General features: G+C 70.8%; 20 protein-coding genes and 1 pseudogene. 9 read left to right on the plus strand and 12 right to left on the minus strand.

Going from position 1 to position 23,083, the window contains the following annotated elements; all coding sequences use genetic code 11:
• On the plus strand, positions 1-383 hold a 383-nt coding region (locus FPZ41_RS30450), incomplete at its 5' end, for a hypothetical protein (RefSeq protein WP_228023073.1).
• A gap of 171 nt (positions 384-554) precedes the next feature.
• Here FPZ41_RS30450 and FPZ41_RS30455 read toward each other — a convergent pair.
• The 4 genes from FPZ41_RS30455 to FPZ41_RS30465 all read right to left on the minus strand — a co-directional run bounded on the left by FPZ41_RS30455 (position 555) and on the right by FPZ41_RS30465 (position 5,014).
• Positions 555-1,703: a TIGR03118 family protein gene (locus tag FPZ41_RS30455; RefSeq protein ID WP_152866868.1), complete on the minus strand. Its 1,149-nt coding sequence runs from the start codon at positions 1,701-1,703 to the stop codon at positions 555-557.
• A 199-nt stretch (positions 1,704-1,902) separates the two neighbouring features.
• Positions 1,903-2,031, minus strand: a complete 129-nt coding sequence (locus FPZ41_RS48755) for a hypothetical protein (protein ID WP_407698838.1) — start codon at positions 2,029-2,031, stop codon at positions 1,903-1,905.
• A 95-nt stretch (positions 2,032-2,126) separates the two neighbouring features.
• Positions 2,127-3,854 (minus strand): transglycosylase domain-containing protein, encoded by a 1,728-nt coding sequence (locus FPZ41_RS30460; RefSeq protein ID WP_322620921.1) that lies wholly within the window; start codon positions 3,852-3,854, stop codon positions 2,127-2,129.
• Between the two features lie 74 nt (positions 3,855-3,928).
• Positions 3,929-5,014, minus strand: a complete 1,086-nt coding sequence (locus tag FPZ41_RS30465; RefSeq protein WP_322620922.1) for a sigma factor-like helix-turn-helix DNA-binding protein — start codon at positions 5,012-5,014, stop codon at positions 3,929-3,931.
• Between the two features lie 192 nt (positions 5,015-5,206).
• On the opposite strand from FPZ41_RS30465, the pseudogene FPZ41_RS48760 reads away from it, so the two are divergent.
• Positions 5,207-5,380: pseudogene (locus tag FPZ41_RS48760) on the plus strand (sigma factor-like helix-turn-helix DNA-binding protein); the annotation flags it as partial.
• 82 nt (positions 5,381-5,462) lie between these two features.
• Positions 5,463-6,074 carry a L,D-transpeptidase gene (locus tag FPZ41_RS30475; RefSeq protein ID WP_152866869.1) on the plus strand — a complete coding sequence of 204 codons (612 nt, stop codon included), beginning with the start codon at positions 5,463-5,465 and terminating at the stop codon, positions 6,072-6,074.
• A 58-nt stretch (positions 6,075-6,132) separates the two neighbouring features.
• Here FPZ41_RS30475 and FPZ41_RS30480 read toward each other — a convergent pair whose 3' ends face one another.
• Positions 6,133-9,528, minus strand: coding sequence for a glycoside hydrolase family 78 protein (locus tag FPZ41_RS30480; RefSeq protein ID WP_322620923.1), 3,396 nt, complete (start codon positions 9,526-9,528; stop codon positions 6,133-6,135).
• Between the two features lie 234 nt (positions 9,529-9,762).
• Positions 9,763-10,785, minus strand: coding sequence for a hypothetical protein (locus FPZ41_RS30485; RefSeq protein WP_152866870.1), 1,023 nt, complete (start codon positions 10,783-10,785; stop codon positions 9,763-9,765).
• Positions 10,786-10,918: 133 nt separating this feature from the next.
• On the opposite strand from FPZ41_RS30485, the gene FPZ41_RS30490 reads away from it, so the two are divergent.
• Positions 10,919-11,524, plus strand: a complete 606-nt coding sequence (locus FPZ41_RS30490; RefSeq protein ID WP_152866871.1) for a TetR/AcrR family transcriptional regulator — start codon at positions 10,919-10,921, stop codon at positions 11,522-11,524.
• Between the two features lie 174 nt (positions 11,525-11,698).
• Positions 11,699-12,676 (plus strand): SLAC1 family transporter, encoded by a 978-nt coding sequence (locus tag FPZ41_RS30495; RefSeq protein WP_322620924.1) that lies wholly within the window; start codon positions 11,699-11,701, stop codon positions 12,674-12,676.
• Positions 12,677-13,037: 361 nt separating this feature from the next.
• On the opposite strand, the gene FPZ41_RS30500 is transcribed toward FPZ41_RS30495, so the two are convergent.
• The 3 genes from FPZ41_RS30500 to FPZ41_RS47360 are packed head-to-tail and all read right to left on the minus strand — an operon-like array spanning position 13,038 to position 14,709.
• Positions 13,038-13,412 carry a hypothetical protein gene (locus FPZ41_RS30500; protein ID WP_152866872.1) on the minus strand — a complete coding sequence of 125 codons (375 nt, stop codon included), beginning with the start codon at positions 13,410-13,412 and terminating at the stop codon, positions 13,038-13,040.
• 38 nt (positions 13,413-13,450) lie between these two features.
• The gene (locus FPZ41_RS30505; RefSeq protein WP_152866873.1) at positions 13,451-13,966 is read right to left on the minus strand and encodes an NUDIX domain-containing protein; all 516 of its coding nucleotides are present in this window, start codon (positions 13,964-13,966) and stop codon (positions 13,451-13,453) included.
• Positions 13,963-14,709, minus strand: a complete 747-nt coding sequence (locus FPZ41_RS47360; protein ID WP_228023076.1) for a hypothetical protein — start codon at positions 14,707-14,709, stop codon at positions 13,963-13,965. The genes FPZ41_RS30505 and FPZ41_RS47360 overlap by 4 nt, the downstream gene beginning before the upstream one ends.
• A 94-nt stretch (positions 14,710-14,803) precedes the next feature.
• On the opposite strand from FPZ41_RS47360, the gene FPZ41_RS30515 reads away from it, so the two are divergent.
• Both FPZ41_RS30515 and tgmC read left to right on the plus strand, forming a co-directional pair.
• On the plus strand, positions 14,804-15,280 hold the full coding sequence (locus FPZ41_RS30515) for a hypothetical protein (RefSeq protein WP_194236261.1): 477 nt from the start codon (positions 14,804-14,806) through the stop codon (positions 15,278-15,280).
• Positions 15,264-16,472, plus strand: coding sequence for an ATP-grasp peptide maturase system methyltransferase (gene tgmC, locus FPZ41_RS30520; RefSeq protein ID WP_407698839.1), 1,209 nt, complete (start codon positions 15,264-15,266; stop codon positions 16,470-16,472). The genes FPZ41_RS30515 and tgmC overlap by 17 nt, the downstream gene beginning before the upstream one ends.
• Before the next feature lie 178 nt (positions 16,473-16,650).
• On the opposite strand, the gene FPZ41_RS30525 is transcribed toward tgmC, so the two are convergent.
• On the minus strand, positions 16,651-19,314 hold the full coding sequence (locus FPZ41_RS30525; protein WP_152866875.1) for a SpoIIE family protein phosphatase: 2,664 nt from the start codon (positions 19,312-19,314) through the stop codon (positions 16,651-16,653).
• Positions 19,315-19,474: 160 nt separating this feature from the next.
• Entirely contained in the window at positions 19,475-20,089 is a 615-nt protein-coding gene (locus tag FPZ41_RS30530) for a MerR family transcriptional regulator (protein ID WP_407698840.1), read from the minus strand.
• A gap of 253 nt (positions 20,090-20,342) precedes the next feature.
• On the opposite strand from FPZ41_RS30530, the gene FPZ41_RS30535 reads away from it, so the two are divergent.
• Positions 20,343-21,260, plus strand: coding sequence for a hypothetical protein (locus tag FPZ41_RS30535; protein ID WP_131569345.1), 918 nt, complete (start codon positions 20,343-20,345; stop codon positions 21,258-21,260).
• Positions 21,257-21,691, plus strand: coding sequence for an ABA4-like family protein (locus FPZ41_RS30540; RefSeq protein WP_322620926.1), 435 nt, complete (start codon positions 21,257-21,259; stop codon positions 21,689-21,691). Before FPZ41_RS30535 ends, FPZ41_RS30540 begins: the two co-directional genes overlap by 4 nt.
• Here FPZ41_RS30540 and FPZ41_RS30545 read toward each other — a convergent pair.
• Positions 21,688-23,083, minus strand: a 1,396-nt coding sequence (locus tag FPZ41_RS30545) for an outer membrane protein assembly factor BamB family protein (RefSeq protein WP_194236262.1), incomplete at its 5' end; no start/stop codon positions are given. The genes FPZ41_RS30540 and FPZ41_RS30545 overlap by 4 nt on opposite strands.

A 23,083-nucleotide genomic window follows, 5' to 3' on the forward strand; every position in this document is an offset into this window, starting at 1 on the left:
TTGTGTATAAGAGACAGCTCCCGGACGAGCCGCCGCCCGCCGGCGAACCCCGGGACCCCGAGTCCGTCAGGAAGGAGGTGGAGTTGAGCCCTGTGGAGAAGTGCGATGCCCGCATCCACACCCGCCGCATCACGAAGGCCCTCAAGGACACGGCCGACCCGACGCCGGGGCAGGTCGGCGACGTCCTGCGTGGTCTCGGCTACATCGACGAGCGAGTCCACGGCCCGCAACGCTCCGGTGAGAGGGTGGAGTTCACCCTCGACCTGCGGGTGATGGGCGGTCAGCTGTGCCTGTCCGGCGGCGTGACGGACGCACGTACCGTCGTCGAGCCGTACGGCGCCTCCGAGGAGGTCAGCTGTCTGGATGTGCGGCGCCGTGAGTGAAGAGGCCTGACCGGCCGTAATCGCCCGGACGGGACGGTGCTCAGCCGGCGACGCCGTGACAAGGGCGGCGACGGCGGCGAGACGAGAGGGCGTGGCCGGGGCAGGTGCCCGCCCGGTGCCCGCCCGGCGGTGTGGCCGCCCGGCGGGCACCCGAGGTGCGGTGACGACGGGTCATCCCGCGGCGCGCAGGGTTCCGAGCAGCCCGTGGTTCTCGTCCTCGATACCCGCGGCGAACCAGACGGTGTGCCTGCCACCGGACTGGTCGGTGCCGCGCTGCAGCCCCCACAGGCCGGGGATCACGATCGGGTTCCCGGCGGGGCTCTTCAGGGTGCCCTCGAGCCGGCCCGTCTTCAGGTCGAAGGCGTGGATGCGACCGTCTCCGAAGTTGCCGACGAGCAGGTCACCGGCGAACTGCCCGAATCCCTTGGGCGCCACTTCGAGGCCCCAGGGCGAGTTGAGCACACCCCGGCTCGCGAAGCGCTTGAGCAGCTTGCCCTCGGTGCTGAACACGTTGATGAAGCCGTTGCCCGGACCGGCGACGTCGTCGTGCTTGGCGGCGTCCTGGAGGGCGTACGTCACGAAGACCTTGTCGCCGATCTTCTTGATGTCGAACGGCGCGAAGCCGGCGGGAAGGCTCGGGTCCTGGAAGCGGCGGTCGTTCGGCAGCTTCTTGAATTTCGTGTTGAAGCTGTCGACGCGGGCGTCACGGAAGTTCGCGACGAGGATGCGCGGCTTGGACTTCTTGTCCTTGTCCTTGTCCTTGTCGTGGTCCTTCTTGTCGTGCTCCTTGCCCTTCTTCTCGCCGGGCACCAGGGTCAGGCCCTTGAACACGGCGTTCGTGCCGTCGCTGGGCTCGAACGCGACCTGGATGGCGTTCGGGCTCACGTCCGGGTTGAACGCGAACAGGGAGCCGCTCTCCGAGGCGAAGATGAACCGGGCGGGACCGGACTTCCCTGCGACACTGAAGCGGAAGTTGTCGGTGTCGTTGCGCACCACCCCGTCCGGAGCGGCGCCGGAGGGGAACGGCACGACCAGCCCGGTGTTGTTGACCGGCTGGTTGTCCAGAGCGCCCGAGTACGCCGTGGCCGTGTCGGAGCCGTTGTTCGACACGAGGATCGCGCCGTTGGTCTTGCGGACCAGACCCCAGGGGTTGACCAGGTTCGGGTCGGTCGTCTCGGCCCTGCCCGGGATGTCGGAGACGAGGTCGCGCTCCACGAAGCCGTGATTGGTCCGGTGCTGCGTGTGCTCCGCCCCGGGCGAGGCGCCGGCGAGCGCGCCGACCGTGCCCAGGGTCAGCGCGACCGCAGTCAGCCGCCGCAAGCCGCGGCGGGGTCTACGGGCCGTTACCAGTGATGCCATGCAGATGCTCCTGTTCCAGTACGAGTCCCGAAAGGACAAACTGGTAGAAGTCATCTCATGTGACCGCAAGTATGACCTTCATCGACACGCCGAGCACCTCACCCGACAGGCCCCGCCTTCGTCCCTGCGCCGCTCCTCGCCCGGTGACCCACTTGGTGACTCACCAGGTGACGGGGAGGCGGGTGACCCCGTGGATCGTGGTGCCGGCGCGCAGCGGCACCTGATCCGGAGGGACGGCGAGGCGCAGGGCGGGGAACCGTCGTAGCGGCGCCGGGTGGGCCAGGCGCATTTTCCGTCCGGGCCCCCTCCGCGCCCCGCGGTCCCCCGCCTGACGTTCGTCCCCTGCTGCCGGCGGCACCCGCAACGGGGCGGGGCTCCCCGCGCTCACCCCGCCTCCGTAACCCCTGCCGGCCTACCGGGGGAAGCCGGTCGTGCGTCATCCCCCGCGTCATCCCCCGCGTCATCCCCCGTGGCCGCCCGCCAGATCTCGGCCGCCGTCGTCTGCGCCGACTCGGTCGGCGACGGCTCGTTGGGCAGTTGCGCGGGCACCGTCGTGCCCTTCTTGTCGCCCGGTCGGTCGGCGAACAGCGCCACCGTCACGGCTAGTCGGCTGTCGTACCCGGTGGTCCACACGGTCCGTCGTGTGGTCCCGCCCCCCGCCCCGCCGGTGAAGAACATCTTCGGTGCCCTGGAGCCGATGGCGACAGGCGTCGGCGCGGTTCCGGCCTTGTCGGCCGCCAGGAACGCCTCTTTCGGGTTCAGGGCGCGCCGTGCGTCGGGCTTCGCCTTGTAGACGGTGCGCCCCTCCTGGGTGATGCGGGCGACGGTGTACGGGGCCGCGTGCATCCCGTTCGCCGCCACCGTCGCGTACGCCGACGCCAGGTCCAGCGGGGTCGGCGCCGCCGTCCTCAGCAGCCGGCGCAGCGGCTCGCCGGACCGCACCCCGCTGAACGGCTCCAGTGCCGTGCCCGCCTCGACCGCCCCGCTCACCGCGTCGTTGAACGGCTGCCGTGCGTAGTCCGAGCCCCCGTACAGCAGCCGCACCGCCCCGTCGCCGGGCACCATCCCCACGACGGCGGTGTGCACCCGGACGCCCTTGCCGCCGGACGGGGCGTCGACCTGTTGGGTGGTGGTGTCCTGCAGCGTCAGGTCGAAGGTGGTCGACACGGTGTAGCCGCCCCTCGCGAGCTGGTCGTCGGTGATGCCGAGCCGGTCGGCGGCCTCCTTCGCGGCGACGTCGATCAGATACTGCCGCTGTCCCTCGGTCTCACCCGGCGGATAGAACCGGAACGCCGGGAAACGCGCCGCGGCCCGCTGCTTCGCCGTGATGCTGCCGCTCGCCTCCATCGCGTCGAGCACCCACATCCAGCGGTCCTCCAGCTTCGTGGTCACCTTCGGGTCGGAGCCCGCCTTCTCGTAGTACGAGGGGATGTTGACGATGGACGCGAGCGCCGCGCCCTGCGAGACCGTCAGGTCATCGGCGTCCACGCCGAAGTAGTTGCGTGCGGCGGACTGGATCCCGGCGGCGCCACGGCCGAAGTACACGGTGTTCAGATAGCCCTTGAGGATCTCGTCCTTGCTCCGGGTGCGGTCCAGCTTGATCGCGATGAGCGCCTCGCGCGCCTTGCGTGACAGCGAACGCTCCGGGCTCAGCAGCGCGTTCTTCACGTACTGCTGGGTGATGGTGGAGCCGCCCTGCGGCTCGCCGCCGGTGACCGCCGCCAGTGCCGCCCGCCCGATGGCCCGCGGCGAGATCCCGCTGTCCGTACGGAAGGAGCGGTTCTCCGCGGCGATCACCGCCTCCTGGACGTGGAGGGGGACGTCGGACAGCGGGACGTCCTGCCGGTCGACCGGACCGCGGCGGCCCAGATAAGTGCCCTTCGAGTCGAGGAACACGGTGCTCTGGGTGACGGTCTCGGGGTGCGGCTCGGGAATGGCCGTCAGCTTGTACGCCACCACGGCCGCCGTGCACAGCGTTCCGATCAGCGCGAGGAAGACGAGGGACAGCCGCCGCAGACGCCGTCCCCGGGTGCGCCGGAAGCGGACCCGGAACGGAGCGCGCCCGCCGTGCCGGGCGACCGGCCGCATCCGCTTCCCCAGACCCCGCACCACGCGCGCCAGTCGCGGCCCGTCCGTCCCGCTCGTTCCAGCTCCGCTCGTTCCAGCCCCGTTCGTTCCAGCCCCACTCATACCAGCCCCACCTCGATCCCCGATCGCGCCGCGACCTTGCCCGAGGCGTCGTACGCCGTCACGTTCTGCTCGCCCCGGCCGCCGGCGAGGAGCGTCTTCACGTCCTTCCCGGACAGCGGAGTGTTCGCGTACCAGACGCCCCAGCCCGGACTGCCCGCCAGGGTGAGGACCGACGCGGTGATCGTGCCGGTGGGGGTTCTCACCTCGACGCGGCCCGGCTCGCCGCGCAGACCGCGGTAGAGGCCCGACAGGAAGTACCTTTCCTGTGCGTACCCCACCCGGGCGGAGACGCCCGGTTCGTCGAGCGGGAGACCGCTGTCGGTCAGTCGCTGGAAGTTGTGACGACCCTTCGAAGCCGACCAGTGCCCGCCGTCGGCCGTCAGCCACATCCGCACCCCCGGCACGGCGGACACCCGCTCGCCCAGGCCCACGACCCGTACGGGACTCTCCGCCCGGCGCGCTGCGCTCCCCGAACCGCCCCCGGACGCCCCGTCGGTCCCGCCGCCTCCGATACCGCCCCCGATCCCGCCGACGGTGAGGAGGGCGGCCGGGGTGAGCAGCGCCGCGCAGGCGGCCGAGGCCGCGGCGAGGCGGCGTCGCCGCAGGGCGCGGCCGGACGCCTCGATGCCGGCCAGCGGCACCTCGGACGGGGCGACGTCCTCGACGGCACGGACGTACCTCTCCCGCAGTCGCCCGGCGTCGGTGCCCGCCTCCCCCAGACCGCGTTTGGCATGGGTGCGCACCGCGCCCACCGAGCAGCCCAGCAACTGGGCGATCTCCACGTCGGCCATGCCCTCCCAGAGCCGCAGCACCAGTACGGCCCGCCGCCGCGCGGCGCGCCGTCCGTGCGGCCTGCGCAGGTGGCCCTTCACCAGGGCGCGCCGCACATGGAAGTCCGCGTCGTCGCGCGGCACGCGCCGCCACCGCGCATACGTCAGCACCAGCGTTCGCCGTACCAGTTCCTCCGTCTCACCGGGGTCATCGGTGAGGAGCCGCGCGGTCATGACCAGCCGGGGCCAGTTCGTCCGGGCGTACGCGGCGAAGTCGTGCCGGGCGGGCAGCACGTCGTGTGGGGGGAGCACGTGAGCGGTCCTTCCGTTCGGGAACTCGGTTGCGGGGAACGCGGCACCAGCGGCCGCGGTAGCACAACTGCCTTACTGGGCAGGTAGGTTGATCACCCGATGAGCGGATGCGACCTACGGGACCTGTACGCACGGCCGGGGCGGCCGGGTTGCAGGGCAACGGCACGGATTCCGGCGGGGGCATGACCGAGGATCGTGCTGCACCATCTGTGTGATCCGAGTGCGGAGGGGGTAGCCTCCGAGACCGGTGCGCCCGTGGGGACGGTCAAGGCGAGGCTGTCCAGGGGGCGGGCGGCGCCGGCGGGGCATCTTACGGGGGACGAGGCCGACGGGCCGGTCCGGAGGGGGAGCGGCCGTGTCCGATGAACTCTCCGCTCGGCTAAGGGAGTTGGCGGCAAATCAGGCGATCGCGCCGACTGTCAGCGGGGCTGGGATTCGCAGCCGGGCGGTGCGCCGCGGACGCCGCCGTCGTGCCGCCGCGGTCCTCGGTACGGGGGCCGTGGCCCTCGCTGTGGTCGCCTTCGCTCTGACGCTGGACCTCGGTGCGGACCCGGACCACCCCGATCGGCGCCGTATCCCGGCGGCGACACTGTCCGCCCCGCCGTCCGAGGCCACCGCGGTGCCCGTCGCCGGCACGGTCCACCTGCGCGGACGCACCCTCACGGTCGGCGACCGTGTCATGCCGATCTCCTCGGGGGCCGTCGGCACGCCCACCCCCACGGGCCTGATGAGGGTGGTCGCCACGTACGACGTGAGAGAGATGGCCGTCGACGTGTCCCCCGAAGGCCGCTCCGCGGTGAAGGTCCCGTACGTGGTCGAACTGCGCGACACGGACGACGAACCGGTCTACGTCGGCGCGCTCCCCGACGACCTGAAGGCTCTCGGCACCTACGACGTCCCGGACGGCTGGATCGGCCTCGGCGTCGACGACGCCGAGTGGTTCTCCACCCGGATCCGCCCCGGCGACCACATCTCGGTGATCACCACCACGCCGCCGACCGCCACGCCGCCGACCGCCTCGCCGCCGACTGCCTTGCCGCCGGGCGCCACCACTCCCTAGGGGGCGCCCTCCGGTGTGGCCGCGCGGGCCGGCACAACCCGCGCGACCCTCGGACCGGTCACGCAGGGCCGGTGAAGTCCCACTTCCCGTGCCCGACCCGGAAGACCACGAACGCGGGGTCGCTGCGCAGGAACTCCGCGCCCTCAGGCGCGCTCACCCGGGCGCGCGTCGCGCCCGGTACGTGCACCTCGGCCGTCGAGCCCACCGGCACCCGCACCGACAGCCGCACCTCCCGGTCCAGCCGCGACCAGGACACGGCGGCCTCGCCGCGCACCGTACGGATCGACGTACGCGCCCAGTTCACTCCTGTACGGGCGTCGGGCCGTACCGAGAAGGTGCGGTAGCCGGCGTCCCCGGGGCGCAGCCCGGCCACGTTCTCGTACAGCCACTGCGCGACCGTGCCCATGAAATAGTGGTCGCGGGAGCGGGAGTCCAGCTCCCACATCTCCCACATGGTGTCGGCGCCGTTCGCGTGCCAGTACCCCCAGCCCGGATAGGTGCGCTGGGTCGCGACGGCGTGGGCCACGTCCGGGCGGTCGTGGGCGGACAGCACCTTCAGCAGCACGCTCGTGCCCAGACAGCCGGTGTTCAGATGGTTGCCGCGCGCCTCGATGTCCGCCACGAGGCTGTCCACCACCGAGGCGCGGGCGCCGGGCGGCACCAGGCCGAAGGCCAGGGGGATCGCGTTGGAGGTCTGCCGGTAGCCGGGGTCCTTCGCCGTGCGGTAGTGGCCCTCCGGGCCGAGGAACGCCTCGTTGAACGCGGACTTCAGGCTCTCGGCCGCCTCCCGGTACCGCTTCACGACCGTGCCTTCGTCCAGCAGTTCGCCCAGCTCGGCGGTGTGCAGCAGCGCCCGGTACAGGTACGCGGTCGCGGTCAGCCGGGTGTCCTCCGGAGGGATGCCGCCGCCGTAGCCGGGCGGCAGCCAGTCGCCGAGAGCCGTGACCGCCAGCCCGTCCCGCAGTCGGGCGAGCTCCCAGTCCAGGTACCGGGTCAGCGTCGTCCAGTGCTCGCGGGCGGCGCGCTCGTCCCCGTACACCCGGTACAGCTCACGGACGACGAACGGGTACACGGTCGTCCACTCGGGGGCGGGGGCCAGCTCTTTGTAGCCCCAGCCGCCGCTCGGCACGATCACCGGCACCTGCCCCTCGCCGCTCTGGCTGTCCGCCAGATCGCCCAGCCACTTGGACAGGAAGCGGTGCATCCCGAAGGCGTACACCATCGTCGGCGTGCCGACCTGGGCGTCGCCGGTCCAGCCGTTCTTCTCGTACATGGGGGTGTCGGTCGGGATGCCGTGCAGGTTGTTGAGGACCGTACGGCGCATGGCACGGTCCAGCCACTCGTAGAACGGCTCCGAGCAGCCGAAGGAGCTGACCTCCTCGACCCGGGTGTGCACCAGCCGCCCCAGCACCTGCTCCGGGGACGGACGCCCGGGCAGGCCGTGGACCTCGACGTACCGGAATCCCTTGTACGAGAACTTCGGCTCCCAGACCTCACGCGCGCCGCCCGCGCAGATGTATTCGTCGGTCTGGAAGCGGCCGGGGACATGGCCGGTCTCGGCGAGCACACTTCCGTCGGCCTTCAGCCTCTCGCCGTGGACGAGACGCACGACCGTGCCCGCGTCGGCGCCGGTCACGGTGAGGCGGGTCCAGCCCGCCATGGTGCGGCCCATGTCCACCACGTACACCCCGGGGCGCAGCTCGGAGATCTCCGTCGGCCGTACCGTCTCGATGACCTCGATCGGCTCGTGCGGCTGCGCCCTGAGCGCGCCCCGCGGGGCCTCCTGCACATCCGCCGTCCGCCAGCCGCTGTCGTCGAAGCCGGGGCTGGTCCAGCCGTCCGGGGCGCGGCGCGCGTCGTACGTCTCGCCCGCGTAGAGGGAGTTGGACAGCGTCGGGCCGTCGGTGATCCGCCACTCGCCGTCCGAGGCGACGGTGGTGCGGGAGCCGTCCGGGTGGTCGATCTCCAGCTGGGCCAGCAGCCGGGGCTCGCCGTGCCACGGCGGGCGGTGCCAGTTCCAGACGTTGGGGGTGATCATGCCGAAGAAGCCGCGGCCGAGGGTGACCCCGATGGCGTTGTCGCCGCGCCGGATCAGCTCGGTGACGTCGTGCACGGCGTACAGCACCGTCTCGTCGTAGTCGGTGAAGCCGGGGTCGAGTACCTGGCGGCCGACCCTGCGGCCGTTGATCTCGGCCTCGTAGTAGGCGAGGCCGCTGACGTGGAGACGGGCCCGGGAGACCGGCCGCCGCACGGTGAAGGCGCGGCGCAGCAGCGGCGCGGGCTGCTCCGGCACGGCGACGCTCACATCACCGCCCCAGGGGCCCTGCCCGTACGGGGCGAGCACGGCGGCCCGGTCCCAGGCCGCGTCGTCGAACTCCGGGCGCTGCCAGCCGTCCGGGGGCTCGGTCGCGGAGACCCGCCAGTCGGGCCCGGTGACCAGTTCGTGCGGTCCTTCGCCTCCGCCGCCTCCGCTGCCCCCACCCGCTCCGTCGTCCTCCGTCTCGACGAGCAGCCGGACCAGCAGACCGGCTGGGTTCACGGAGGGGCCGGAGCGGTTGGTGGCACGGGCGGCGAGCACCACGGGGCGGCCGGCGGCGAGGACCTCTTCCACGACAGCGGTGACGTCGGCCGCGCGGCCGGTGCGCCAGCCGTCCTGCTGCTCCGGTGCCTCGAGCACCTCCCGGCCGTCCAGGTGGAGGGTGAAGTCGTCGTCGGCGGTGGCGACGACGGTGGCCCGCCGCACCCGGCTGCCGTCCGGCAGACGCAAGCCCGCCCGGAACCAGCGCGGCCCCACGGGGGCGTCGGAGGACGTGGCGTCCGGCGACCAGATCCACGAGGCCCCGGAGAGGGAGGGCGGCTGCGGGGACGGGTCGGCGCCGATCCAGCGGGCCTGCCACTGGGCTTCCGACAACGTTGTCTCCCACCAGCGGACCTCGCTCCAGCGGGAGGCCCGCCCGGTGCCGTCCCAGACTCGCACCCGCCAGTGGTAGCGGGTATGGGGGCGGAGCGCGGGCCCCTCGTAGGGGACGCCCACGCTGCGGTCGGACGCCACCTTCCCCGAGTCCCAGACCGGCCCGGCCGCCGCCCCGCTGCCGTTCGTCAGCTCCCCGGGGGTGAGGGCGACCTGGATCCGGTACGCGCTCTGCCGGGCGCCGTGCCCCGGAGCGGACATCTCCCAGCTGAGGCGGGGGTGCTCGACGTCGGTACCGAGGACCCGCTCGGCGTACTCGACGGTGGTGCGCTCGATGCGGAGTGCTCCGGTGCGATCGTCCTGCGGACCCCGCGCCGGTGTTCCCGCGGCGGCCGCCGCCGGGCCGGCGGACAGTGCGGTGAACCCGGCACCCGCGCCCGCCGTCGTGCCTTTCAGGAAGAGTCTCCGGTTCCAGAACTGGCCCATGCGTTCCTCGCTCGCTGTGTCGCCGCGGACAACGAAACCGTGCACGTAACCGTGCACGAAAACGATTGAAACGATTCAAACCATGTCTTGCCGGGAGATGCTATGTACAGGAGTCCCGCCCCAACAAGGTGTGTGACAGCGGTGATTCAGGCGAGTGGCGGGAGCACGAGGGCAGTCCGCCCCAGGGTGTGATTCGAAAGTGGATGATCCCTGGTTGCGGCGGCGATGCGGGATCTCTCCATGGCCGCATCAGCGCCGTTCAGTACCTCTTCATGGCCGCATCGGCGCCGTTCAGTCGCGGTAGTAGTCGGCTACCGCGGCGAACGCGGCTTTGGGTTCCCACGGCATGTCGGGGTAGGTGGCGCCGGGGTGGTCTTCAAGGACCTTGACGATGCCGTAGCTGGCCAGGTCCAAGTCGTCGCAGGGGTCGCCGTCGGGGCGGTGCGGGAAGTCGTAGAGAGCGAAGGTGAACACGAAGGCACTGTCGACACCTCCGGCGTCGAACGCTTCCAGCAGTTCACGCAGATAGGCGGCCTGGCCTGCTTCGTCACGGGCGTGCTTTCCGTCGAGTCGCAGCGGCGCGCGGGTGTCGCCGTCGTACTCGACGATCTCCAGGCCGCGAGCACCCTGGTCGTCGGCGCCCTGGTAGCCGGCCGCACCGAACTCGGTGATGGCCACCGGCTTGCCCTGCGTGACGAGGTGCTGGATGCCTGCCGCGAACCGGTCGGCGATCTCCGCCGACCGGTAGAGGTCCATGGACATGAAGTCGAACGGGGTCCAGTCGACGTTCTCCAGCGGTACGGCGGCGTAGGTGACCTTGCCGCCGAAGCGTTCGCGTACCACTGCCACGGCCTCGGTCAGGAACTCGTTGACCCGGGCGCCGGCCTCGCCGATGTGCTCGCGGACCCGCTCGGGGTGGCTCAGGAGCGCGACGCGGTCGTCGGTGCTGTCGCCGGGCAGGAATCCCTTGTTCATCAGGCTCAGTTCGGCACCGGTGACGAACACGATGTCGGCTCCGCGTTGCCTGAGCCGCTCTGCGCGCTCGGCGCAGTCGGCGAAGAGGGACAGCATTTCGGCGGTGGTCAGTTCGAGCGGGTAGGGGGAGAACCAGACCTCGAGTCCGAGGTCGGCGGCGCATCCCGCGGCGAGTTCGATCCGGTCCGGGTCCCCGCCCATGATGCGGACCGCGGTGCAGTGCAGGTCATCGCGGATGATCGTCAGCTCTCGCTGCACCACCTCCGCGTCGAACCGCTCACGGCCGAGGTGCCCGTTGAAGGCGAATCCGGTGTCGTAGCTGATGCCTTTGGCGCGCATGCGTCGTTCCCTCTTCGCTCGAGAAGATTTACGGTACTGACCGTACCCTATTTGCTGTGGGTCAATGCAGGCGGTCAAGATGGGAAGGTACGCTGAGTGTCGATAGCAGGTAGGGGCCATGCCGGAGAGGCCGATGGGTTCGTCAGGCGCCGGGCAGACGCGGCGACGCGGAGCCGCCCTGGAGGATGCGATCCTGCGCGCGGCGGCGGACGAACTCACTGAGGCCGGATTCGCGAGGTTGACCATGGACAAGGTCGCCATCCGTGCCGGCACCAACAAGAACGCCATCTACCGCCGCTGGCCCAACCGCCTCACCCTCGCCATCGCCGCCTACCGGCGGCTTGCCACGACGGTCCAGCCGCCCGACACCGGCAGCCTGCGAGGCGACGTCCTGGAGTGGCTGCGCCAGGCGAACCGCTACTGGAGCTCCCCCCAAGGCGCGATCCTGCGCGAACTGTTTGCCGCCGCCGGCGGTGCCACGGAACTCCTGGCGCAACTCCAGGAACAGTCCGGCGACGCGGCGGCCGCCCCCTGGCTGACCATCCTTGGGCGCGCGATCGCACGCGGTGAAGCCTCCCCCGAAGCACTCCACCCCAGGGTCGCCACCGTCGCCATGACCCTGCTGCGCAACGAATTCGTCGTGCGCGGGGCCCCCACCGCCCCGGACGAGGTCCTCGTCGAGATCGTCGACGAGGTGTACCTGCCACTGGTGCGCGGCCGAAGCGCACCACCGGCCTGAGAAAACGACTCGCGTTGCGGGGCGACAGGACATCGCACAAGATCTAAATATTCGGAAACATCGGGCTTGGTCCGTCGCGCGATGTGGGTCGCGGGCGTCTGTGTGCGTGGGAATCCGACACGGACCGGCGATGCGCCTGCGGTGGGCTCACCGGCCGAATGAAAGGAGTTGGCGGTGGCCGTACAGCGCATCCCGCTCAACGTCTTCAGCATGGCCTTCGGCCTGGCCGGACTCGGCGGCACCTGGGTGACCGCTGGTCAGGCCGGGCACGTTCCGGTGACCGTCGGAAGAGCTCTGATCGGACTGGCCGCTGTCGTGTGGCTGGTATCGGTGGGGTGGTATCTGCGCTACGTGTGCGGCGGCAGGGGGAGGCTCCGGGCCGACCTGGAGGACCCCGTGGCCAGTCCGTTCGCCTCCCTCGCGCTGATCGCCCCGATGCTGATGGCGTCCCTGGGGCTGGCGCCGTACAGCCCGACGGCGGGGAAGATCCTGGTGGACGTCTTTCTCGTACTGACCGTGTTGTTCGCCGGGTGGCTCACCGGACAGTGGATCGTCGGGCACCTGGAATTGGACCAGATACACCCCGGCTACTACCTGCCCGCGGTGGCCGGCGGTCTGGTTGCCTGCGCCAGCGCCGCGAGGGTGGGACAGACCCTGCTGGCCGTGGTCATGTTCGGTTTCGGCGTGATTTCCTGGTTCATCCTCGGTTCGGTGGTCACGGGAAGGCTGCTCCACCGTCCGCGGTTGCCCGCGCCGCTCCTGCCGACGATGGCGATCGAGGTGGCCCCGCCCGCCATCGCCAGCGTCGCCTTCTTCGCACTCGACATGGGCCGGGTGGACTTCATCGCGGCCGTGCTGGCCGGATACGGACTGCTGATGGTCATCGTCCAGCTCCGGCTGCTCCCCCTCTACGCGCGCCTGCGGTTCACGGTCGCCACGTGGGCCTTCACCTTCTCCTGGGCCGTGGTGGCCACCACCACGCTGCACTGGATCGAGGCCGGAAAACCGGCGGGCCACGTCGTCTACACCTACCTCGTCCTCGGGGCCGTCACCGTCCTCATCGGCGGCATCGCGGCCCGGACCGTCCTGGCCCTGGCCCGTGGCGAACTGCTTCGGCCCGCGTCGCCCGCCTCTGACGCCAGCAGCTCTTGAACGTCCCGCGAAGACGCAGGGCCCGCTCCGCAGCCGTCAGCCCTCCGCCACACCGGGATCCGCATTCCTCCGGCATAGCGCGACCCACGACAGCCGTCACGCCCCCACGTAACCCAACACCCTTGAAGATCTCCAGGGCTTGTCCAGCGGATCTTGTGACGTCGCGCCGCCCCTGGAGCGTCCGAGTCCTTCATCGGGGCGGTGCTGTTGGGGTGTGCGTCTTTGCTTAGGCCGTGATCAGCCAGTGCTCAGCAAAGTGACCACGCCTCCCTCGGAAGCCAGTAGGACAGGTCGTCCATGGCTTCCAGCGGTACGAACACCGGTCGAGTGAGCAGGCGGTCGCCGGCTCGCTGCACATCGATCACGACCCCCAATGATTCGGACCCGGGTACGCCTGTGTCAGAGTCGAGGGAGCTCTCCCTACCAGTGGCATGCTGTCTGCAACGACCTGAGGTCCGTGCAGCGCGTCGACGACAATGGCTGCCAGCCGTTCTTCCCGGTAGTGCAGCTTCAGGCCGAACTTCGGGTAACTGCCCTCCACGACCGTGGAGACGGCGTCGAACGCGGACTGGTGCCGTGTGTGCTGCTGGGATTCCGTCGTGATGCCGCTCAGCGCTATCGAAATTTCATCGGGGTCTGCGCCGAAACGTAGCGGCCCCACGGCCATGAACGGATCCAGCGACCACTGCTGGCGCTCGTTGTCCGGCAACACGTCCCACCAGTTGACCATGGCCATGAAGAGTACGGCAGCCACAAGATCCGCTGGACAGGCCCTTAGTCCGGGGGCGCCTGCCCGTCGTGCAGATACACCGTCCGCCCCTCCCGCAGTGCCCGCACCGCCTCCGTCAGCCGCCGCCGCATCCGGTCCCTCAGCAGTCCTCCCGCCTCGGCGAGATCCACGAATCGCGCTTCCGAAAGCTCCTTGTCGTGAGGCTTCAGCTTGCCCTCCACGTCGATGGTGCCGCCGTCGAAGATGAACGCGATCTGGTCATCCCATGGCCCATGCGGCGCCACCCAGTCGACGACCAGGAGTCCGCGCACGACGACGTCCAGACCCAGCTCCTCTCGCAGCTCCCGCACCACCGTCTCCTCCGGCGGCTCGTTCGCCTCGGCCATACCGCCGGGAAGATCCCAACCGGGCTTGTAAGTCGGGTTCACCAACAGCACGCTCCCCGACGAGTCGCGGAGCAGCACGTCCGCCGCCACGCGCTTACGGGCCTGCTTGGCGTTGCCCTCGGCAAGGTAGGCATTCCAGGCGTCGGGGTCGGCGGGAGTGGGCGTCGGCTTCATTGGCGAGTGCCTCCCGATGACGGGATCAGATCTGCGAGCAGGAGCATTCTGGCGCGGCGTGCATCGCCGAACCGCACCAGGTACTCCCGCACCGGCCCGTACGACCGGTGCGGCTCCAACGCGGCCCGGAGGTCATCGAGCTGCTGGACGACGCGTACGGAGCCGAGGGTCGGGCTCGTGCCGAGCAAGTCGTGGCCGACCGCCACAGCCGCGTCGAGATCGCTCCGCCGGAGATGGACGTCGACGAGGAAGATTCGGGCCAGGGCGAGGGACCGCGCTCGTCCCGCGTCCCGCAGCGCCACGGCCTCCTCGGCGGCGGCCAGGGCCCCGCCGAATTCGCCGAGGTCGAGCAGGACCAGCGCTGCCTCACTCGCCAGACGGCCGACGTCGAACGGGCTGAGCCAAGGGTGAGGCGCACTGTCGGAGGTGGCGTCGAAGTCGCGGTGAGCCTGTTCGAGCGCGCGGTGGGCGGGCGTGTGCTGGCCCCCGGCCGCCATGGCACGCGCCTGCATCATGTGCAGCCGCACCTTGAGCGCGGGAATCCGCTGCCCACGGCCGGCGAGGTCGAGACCCGTCTGAGCCCAGCGTGCAGCCGCCACCGCGTCCTCGCCGTGGAGGACGAGGTGGGACAGAGACGCGGCGATGTGCGCGGCCAGCGGGAGATCACCCCCGGTCTGCGCGAGAGCCAGGGCCTTCCCGAAATGGCCGAGGGCGTCACCGTCCCTCCCACCGTCGTGCGCCATCCACCCCGCCATCTCGGTCAGGGCCGCAGCAGCGGCCCACCCTGGTCACCAACGACCCCGGCAAACACGGCAGTTCATCGCTGCATACGGCCCTGTGATCGCCAAGACGCTGCGGTGGACGCCGTACGAGCGTGACGGGGTCCCCATGACCTCGTGGGCGGAGCCGGTCATCACCGACGAGATCGACGACACCCTCCGCGCCGCCCCGCACCTGTTCCAGGCCCGCGTCGAGAAGGCCGCGGACCTGCGCGTGTTGATCGTCGGCCGCCGCGTCTTCGCCGTCCGGATCGACTCCGGCCTGTTGGACTGGCGCACGGATTACGACGCACTGTCGTACAGCGTCGTCGACCTTCCCGAGCGCCTGGTGAAGGCCCTGTACGCCGTCCTGGACCACTTCGGCCTCGCCTCCGGCTCCTTTGACCTCGCCCTGGACCGCGACGGTGAGTTCCACTGGTTGGAGCTGAACCCGAACGGCCAATGGGGTTGGCTGGAGGAAGAGACCGGCCTGGAGATGTCCGCCGCAATCGCAGAGCTGCTGATCCAAGGAGACCTTGATGGACACCGCCTCTGAACGCCGTGCGCTCGCCGACCGGCTGATCGCGTCCGGCGTGCTGCGCCCGGATTCACCGTGGCGGTCGGCCATCGAGGCCGTACCGCGCGAACTGTTCCTGCACCCGGGGGTGTTCCTGCCGGTCGACGGTGGACTCTGGGAGCCGGTAACCGCTCTCGGTACATCTCCGGAGGAATGGGTACGCATCGCCTACCGCGACGAGTCGTTGGCCACGCAGCTTGACGGCCACCTCACTGCCGACCAGGCAACCGGGACCGTGACCGGCGTGCCCACGTCGTCCTCCACCAACCCCACCACCGTCGTCGGCATGCTCGAACAGCTCGACGTGGCCGACGACTACTCCGTCCTCGAAATCGGCACCGGTACCGGCTACTCCAGCGCCCTCATGTGCCACCGCCTCGGCGAGGACGGCGTGACCACGGTCGAGGTCGACGCCCAGGTGGCGGCCCGCGCGGATGCCGCCCTGGAGGAGACCGGACACTCCGCGTGGACGGTCACCGGCGACGGACTCCTCGGCCACCCCGCCCGCGCACCCTATGACCGCGTGATCGCCACGTGCGCCGTACAGCGGATCCCGTATTCCTGGGTCCGCCAGACCAAGCCCGGCGGCATCCTCCTCGCCACGGTCGGATCTTGGCCGTACGGCACCGGCCTCGCCAAGGTCACCGTGAACGACGACGGCTCCGCCGAGGGCCGCATCGTCGGCCGATCCTCCTTCATGCACGCCCGCGCGCAGGCCCTGACGCCCCTGGCCGGTGACCTCTCGGCCCGCACCGCCTACGCGGACACCGAACGCCCCACCAAGATCCCGCCCGTGCTGCTGAACGAGTGGATGCCCGCTTTTCTGGCCCAACTCACCACTCGCCGTGCGCAGTTCGTTCGCGCCACGGTCGGCGATGGTTCGCAGAGTCTGTATCTCTTCGACGCCGAGCGCGAGTCGTTCGCCGCATTCACCGAGGACACGTCGGGCTGGACTGTCCGCCAGGGCGGCCCCGTGGCCCTGTGGGACGCCATCGAGGAGACGCTGACCGCATGGCAGGACTCCGGGAGCCCCGACATCGCGAGCGTCCGCCTCCACATCACCGAGCAGGCACACACCTACTGGATCGGCGGACAGCAGATCACTACAAACAACCGAACCCGCTGGATCGGCGACCAGCGTGCGCTCCGGTGGGAACATCGACTCACCTGATCTGCCCCTCAACAGCGCCCCGCCCTCCGGCAGCACACGGATGGCGGGGCGCATTCTGGACCGGAAATCGAAAGGAACCTCACCGTCGCGCGGTGCCTGGCACGCCCTCCGGCGGACGGCGGGAGTTTGACGACAGGGCCCGACGACAGGACCTCACGGCCGGTGAGTCACTTCACAGTCACTTCTCGTCGGAGAGCTGCTGTTCGGTCCAGATGACCTTTCCGCCCGAGGTGTAGCGGGTGCCCCAGCGATCGGCGAACTGGGCCACCAGGAAGAGTCCCCGGCCGCCCTCGTCCATGGTGGTGGCCCGGCGCAGGTGCGGGGACACGCTGCTGCCGTCGGACACTTCGCAGATGAGGCTGCGGTCGCGGATCAGGCGCACACGGATGGGGCCGCTCGCGTGCCGGATGGCGTTGGTGACCAGCTCGCTGAGGACCAGTTCCAGGGTGAACGCCTCCTCCTCCATGCCCCAGTCCTGCAGGAGCTGAGCGGCGGCGGCACGGACACCGGCGACCGCCGAGGGGTCGGCCGGTACGTCCCAGGACGCGGTGCGGTCGCCGTTGAGCAGCCGGGTGCCGGCCACGATCAGGGCCACGTCGTCGCGTGGCGCCGTGGGCAGCATGGCGTCGATCGCCGCCTGGCACATCTGGTCCGGCGTCCGTCCGGCGTGCGCGACGGCGTGGCGCAGGCGCTCGATGCCTTCGTCGATGTCGCGCTGCCTGTCCTCGACCAGGCCGTCGGTGTAGAGCACGATGCTGCTGCCCTCGGGCAGAAGTATCTCGGTCTTCTCGTAGGGCAGTCCGCCCAGCCCCAGCGGGGGGCCGACCGGCACTCCGGGCAGCTCCGCGTCGCCGTCCGGGTGCACGATGATCGGTTCCAGATGCCCCGCTCTGGCCATGGTGCACAGACGGGACACCGGGTCGTAGATCGCGTACAGGCAGGTGGCGCCCGTGAGCATGGGTGCTTCGCCGTTGCCGTCGCGGTCCTGGTCGATGCGGGTGACGAGCTCGTCCAGGTGCCAGAGGAGTTCGTCGGGCGGCAGGTCGAGCGTGGAGAGGTTGTGGACGGCGGTGCGCAGCTGTCCCATGCTGGCGGCGGCGTGCAGTCCGTGCCCCACGACGTCGCCCACGACGATGGCGACGCGGGCGCCGGGCAGCGGAATGACGTCGAACCAGTCGCCGCCGACACCGCCGAGGCCTGCCTCCGCCGGAAGGTAGCGGTGGGCCACGTCGACCGCGCTCTGCTTGGGGAGCTCGTGCGGCAGCAGGCTGCGCTGCAGCGTGACCGCCATGGTGCGCTCCCGGGTGAAGCGGCGGGCGTTGTCGATGCTCACCGCCGCGCGGGCGACGAGCTCTTCCGCGAGCGAGATCTCTTCCTGGGCGAAGGGTGGGGACTGCGAACGCCAGAAGGTCACCACGCCGAGAATGACCCCGCGGGCCCGCAACGGAACAGCGATCATGGAGTGGAGGCCGTAGGCCACCAGCTTGCGAGATCCGTCGGGATCCTGCTCCTGCCAGCCGGAAAAGGCCGCCATGTCGGCCTCCAGCGTGACCTTCCCGGAACTGAGGCTGGAGGCCTGTGGTGTGGAGGGGGCGAACTGCACGAGTTCACCCGGTGGGTAGAGCGGTGTGTCCTTCCGGATGCCGTGCAGTGCGACGCGACGGAGTTCCTTCGTGCTCGGCTGGTTCGGTTCCTCGCCGCGCAGTACGGCATCCGTCATGTCGACGGTCACGTAGTCGGCGAACCTGGTCACGGCGAACTCCGCCAGTTCCTGAGCCGTGTGTGTCACGTCGAGGGTGGTGCCGATGCGCAGGCCGGCGTCGTACAGCAGTTTGAGCCGTTCCTGGACCACCTCCACCCGGCCCATCAGCGCGCTGAGCTCGGTGGTGTCGCGCAGCGTGGCGACCCAGCCTCCCAGGCCGGGCTGCTGGGTCATGGGGCGTCGGCTGACGGCCAGCAGGCGGTCCCCGACCTTGATCACCTCGTCCGTGATCGCTCTGCCCGACACGAGCAGCTCTTCGGCTTCCGGTTCGAGCCCCAGCGCCGTGACGGGCCGTCCTTCCCCGTCCGCCCTCAGGCTGAGCAGGCGCCGTGCCTCGTCGTTGGCCAGGAGCAGGTTCCCCTGGGCGTCGACGATGAGGACACCTTCCCGTACGGCGTGGAGCACCGCGTCGTGGTGCTCGTACATGCGGGTCATCTGGGCCGGGCCGAGGCCGTGGGTCTGACGGAGCAGGCGCTTGCTGATCAGTGCCGACCCAGCGGTGGCCGCCCCGAGCACCAGTCCGGTGGCCACGAGAATGAGCGGCACCTGCCGCTCGGCCGCCAGGCTCACCCGCTTGACGGCGATGCCCGCGCCGACCAGCCCGATGACCTTCCCGTCCGATGCTGTGACGGGAACCACGGTGCGGACCGACGGGCCCAGCGTCCCGACCGTCGTTTCGGTGACGGTTCTGCCCTGCCGGGCTGCCGCGATGCTGCCGATGTAGCGCTTGCCGATCTCGGAGGGGGTCGGATGGGTGTAGCGGATGCCTGTGGGACTCATCACCACGACGAAGTCCACGTCGGAGCGTTTGCGGGTCTGTTCGGCCTGCTGCTGGAGCATGGCGGTCGGATTCTTGCCGGCCAGGGCCTGCTGCACGTTGGGGGATGCCGCGACGGCCTCGGCGACGGCCAGTGAACGGTTGCGGGCCTCGTTGTCGGCGTCGGCCTGGGACTGCAGCAGCAGGGCAGAGAACGCCGCTGCCGCAAGAATCAGCACGACGATGACCTGGAGGGCGAAGACCTGGCCGGCGACTGTGCGCAGCCGGTACCCGAACCGCAAGCGCCCTATCCGATGATGCATACCCCCATATAACACTGCCTATGTGCCAAATTACCCCTGTGGTGACGAGATGCCTCGCTCTCGGTGCGCTGCGTGACCGCTCGGGGGCCGGGTGTGGGGTCGAGTGCGGGTCCGGGTGCGGGGCCGGCGGCCCTGCCGTGAGAAGGGCCCGGGGGTCGGCTCACTTCGCCTTCCGCTCCCGTGGCCCGTCCGTGCCGTACAGCTTCGCCGAGGCGTCGACATGAGCCATCCGCCGCAGTGAGCTGAACACCGCCTCACCCAGGACGGTCCCGATCACCACGCCCTCCACCATGTCCTCCACCGCCACCTGCCGGTCCACATAGGCGAGGTCGGCGCGGGCCACCTCCTCCGCGGCGTCGGCGTAGTCGTCGAGCACCTCGACGAACGCTCCGTGGCCCAGCCTGGCCATGGCGGCGAGGGCCCTGGACAGATCGGCGGCGGCGGGGCTCGACTCGTACGTCTGCCAGCCGCGCCGGGAGATGAGGTCGGTGACGGCGGCCCGGGCGGCCACCTCCTCGGGGTCGTCCTGCTCGGTGTTCGCGCCTCCGAGGAGGTCCGCCGCGGCGCCGAGCACCTTGTGCAGTGGGCGCTCCCGGTCGTCGATGGCCGCCAGTACGTCCGCGATGTCGGCCACCTTCATGCCGCCCACATCGAGCAGGGCGCGGATCAGCCGCAGCCGGCGCTCGTGCGCCTCGCCGTAGCTCGCCTGGTTCGGGCTGGTCAGCTCGCCCGGAGGCATCAGGCCCTCACGGACGTAGTACTTGATCGTCGGCACCGACACCCCGGTCCTCCGGCTCAACTCGCCAATGCGCACTTCCGGCTCACTCCTCGGCCCTCGCCCTGCTCGCCGAGCCGGCCCTTGCCGGCCCGCCACCCATCATAGATAGTGGAGCTATCGGATAGCGGATAGTGCTGCTATCCATTCAGCAGTGGGGGTAGGCATGGCTTCCTTTCGTTCGTCCGCGGCTCGTTCGTCCGCGGCGCCCTGGCGGTCCTGGCATCGGCCGCTGGTGCTGTTCTCGGCGGTGATGGCGGTGATGGCCGTCGTGTCCGCGGTGGGAATCGTCGTCGACGACCGTGTGCTGGTGGGCGCGCCGATCTGGACCAAGCCGTTCAAGTTCGCGGTCTCGTTCGTGCCGTACTGCCTGTCCCTGGCCTGGATGCTGTCGCTGCTCCCCAAGGGCCGACGCGTGGGCCGGCGGGCGGGGAACGTCGTCGTGCTGGCGAGCATCGTCGAGATGGCGATCATCACCGGGCAGGTCATCCGCGGGAAGCGCAGCCACTTCAACCACGAGACACCCTTCGACGAGGCGCTGTTCAACGTGATGGCCGTCACGGTCGTCATCCTGTGGGCCGGCACGCTCGTCATCGCCGTGCTGCTGATCCGCGCCCGGATCGCCGACCGCGCGACCGCCTGGGCGATCCGCTCCGGCATCGTCCTGGCCCTGTCCGGAGCCGCTGTCGGCTTCCTGATGACCCAGCCCGCGCCCGGGCAGCAGCGCGGCGTCTCCAAGGTGGTCGGCGCGCACAGCGTGGGCGTGCCGGACGGCGGCCCCTCGATGCCGCTGACCGGCTGGTCCACGACCGGCGGCGATCTGCGGATCCCGCACTTCTTCGGCATGCACGCGCTGCAGTTCCTGCCGCTGGTGGTCATGCTGCTGACCGTCCTCGCACCGCGCTTCGCCCGCCTGGCCGACGACCGGGTCCGGCTGCGCCTGGTGGTGCTCGCCTCGGGGGCGTACGCCGCCGCCTTCGCTCTGGTCCTCTGGCAGGCGTTGCGAGGTCAGCCGCTGATCCACCCGGACGGAGTGACGCTGGGGGCGGCCGGCGTGATCCTGCTGGCCGTCGCGCTCGGGACGTACGGGTCTTTGCGGGCCGGGACGCCCTCGTCCCGCACGGCAACGCGCCCTGAAGGCGCCCCCGCCGCGAAGGGACTCACGTCGTGACCGGGTTCCTCTTCGAGCTCTCCTTCTGGCTGGCGGCGCCCGTCTGGCTGCTCATGATCTTTGCGCCGGGATGGGGCCCCACCGTCCGCCTCGCCGGGTCGCCGTGGACCGTGGTGCCCGTACTGCTGGTCTACGTCGCGCTCGCGGTCCCGGTGCTCCCCGAGCTCTGGGCCGCGGTCAGCAGCCCGGACCTCGACGCCTTCCGCGACCTGACGGCACTCGCGGACGGCGCGGCAGCCGTCTGGGCACAGGTCATCGCCTGGGATCTCCTGATCGGGCAGTGGATGTACCGGGAGGGCAGGCGGCTGGGGATCTCCGCCCTGGTGATGGGGCCGCTGCTGGTCTTCACGATCCTGCTGTCACCGTTCGGACTGCTGGTGTTCCTGGGGCTGCGCGCGGCCAGGTCGCGGCGGGCCACAACGGCGGGTTAGCCGCCGGTGGCCGACGCCGACGCCGACGCCGACGCCGACGGGGTCGTGGGGCGGTCCGGGCGTACGGAGAAGACCGTGTCGCCCGCCACCGCCACGATCGCGTCCTTGACGAGCCGCAGGCTCGGCGTGTTGTCGCCCGAGGAGTCCCCCAGGTCGTCCATCGAGGACGTGCGCCACCGCTCCGCTCCCGTGCCCCGGTCCAGCGCCAGCAGGCGGCCGTAACGGTTGGCGAAGTAGAGGTCGCCGTATGTCGCCGAGAACACCGGTACGGAGAGGCCCTCCAGCTCCGTCGGCCTGCGCCACAGCTGCTTGCCGGAGGCCGCCGACACGGCGGTGACGACTCCGTCCTGCCGTACGACGTAGACGGCGCCGTCCGCGAGGGTGGCGGCGCCGCGCGGCGGCTGGGCCAGCGGCATCTTCTTGACGGCGCCGCTGTCCGGGTTCACCCGCACCAGCGCCGCGTACGACCAGTCGCCCACGGACTGTGACACCTTGTTGGGGTCCTGCAGCACGGAGAACAGGAACTGTCCGCCGACGACACCGAGCGCCTCCGCCGTCGGCGGCAGCGTCGCCACATCGCTCCGGGTGCCGTCGGACGCGTCGAACCGCACCAGGGTCATCGGAACCCCGCCTGGATCCTCGTCCGACGAGCACAGGCCGTACGGGGCGTCGCCGAGCACCAGCGGTACGCAGGACTTCCCGCCCGGCGCCGACGCCGACGACCTCCACAGCTCCTCGCCCGACGGTGCGTAGGCCACGAACTGCGTCGTGGAGGCCGAAATCGCCAGCACCCCACGGCTGAACACGTGCGCCTCCGCGTCGACGTCGCCGATGCGGCGGGCCCAGCGCTGTTTCCCGGTGCCGGAGTCCAGGGCCACCAGCCTGCGGACCCTGTTGCCGGCGGCCGCGTCGTCCGGCAGGGAGTAGGCGTAGACGAGCCCGCCCCGGACGCCCACGGGCAGCACTTCCTGCGGATTGGTGCCGGACCGCCACAGGGTGCGGCCGGAGGCGGCGTCGACCTTGGTGACGGTGAAGCCCGTTCCGGCGCAGTACACGGCGTCCGTGTCCGGCAGGCACCCGGACTCCGCGTAGTGGATGGGGTCGATGTTGCCCGAGTCCCGGGTCAGGTCCGTCCGCCAGGGCTTCCAGCCGGCGGGCAGCGCCGCGGCGGGCGGGCCGGTGGAGGTGGGGGAGGAGTCCGTCGGGGCCTGCGAATCCGTGTCCGAGTCCGACACGAGGTGCATCGTCGTGAGGCTCAGGCCGGTGACGGCCAGGGCCGCGACGAGGCTGACGAGGAGCCGCCGGCCTCGGCGTGCGCGGCTGGTGCCGGTGCCGGTGCCGGTGCCGGTGCCGGTGCCGGTGTCGGTTTCGGCACCGGTTCCGGGTCCGCCC

Source organism: Streptomyces acidicola (assembly GCF_009377235.1).
GTDB lineage: Bacteria > Actinomycetota > Actinomycetes > Streptomycetales > Streptomycetaceae > Streptomyces > Streptomyces acidicola.

What these genes read in the sequence shown, in the direction of transcription:
- FPZ41_RS47360 (WP_228023076.1), bottom strand. Translation starts at nt 14,709, where the DNA reads ATGGCGCACGACGGTGGGAGGGACGGTGACGCCCTCGGCCATTTCGGG.
- tgmC (WP_407698839.1), top strand. Translation starts at nt 15,264, where the DNA reads ATGGACACCGCCTCTGAACGCCGTGCGCTCGCCGACCGGCTGATCGCG.
- FPZ41_RS30535 (WP_131569345.1), top strand. Translation starts at nt 20,343, where the DNA reads ATGGCGGTGATGGCCGTCGTGTCCGCGGTGGGAATCGTCGTCGACGAC.
- FPZ41_RS48755 (WP_407698838.1), bottom strand. Translation starts at nt 2,031, where the DNA reads ATGCGCCTGGCCCACCCGGCGCCGCTACGACGGTTCCCCGCCCTGCGC.
- FPZ41_RS30525 (WP_152866875.1), bottom strand. Translation starts at nt 19,314, where the DNA reads ATGCATCATCGGATAGGGCGCTTGCGGTTCGGGTACCGGCTGCGCACA.
- FPZ41_RS30505 (WP_152866873.1), bottom strand. Translation starts at nt 13,966, where the DNA reads ATGAAGCCGACGCCCACTCCCGCCGACCCCGACGCCTGGAATGCCTAC.
- FPZ41_RS30490 (WP_152866871.1), top strand. Translation starts at nt 10,919, where the DNA reads ATGGGTTCGTCAGGCGCCGGGCAGACGCGGCGACGCGGAGCCGCCCTG.
- FPZ41_RS30500 (WP_152866872.1), bottom strand. Translation starts at nt 13,412, where the DNA reads ATGGCCATGGTCAACTGGTGGGACGTGTTGCCGGACAACGAGCGCCAG.
- FPZ41_RS30485 (WP_152866870.1), bottom strand. Translation starts at nt 10,785, where the DNA reads ATGCGCGCCAAAGGCATCAGCTACGACACCGGATTCGCCTTCAACGGG.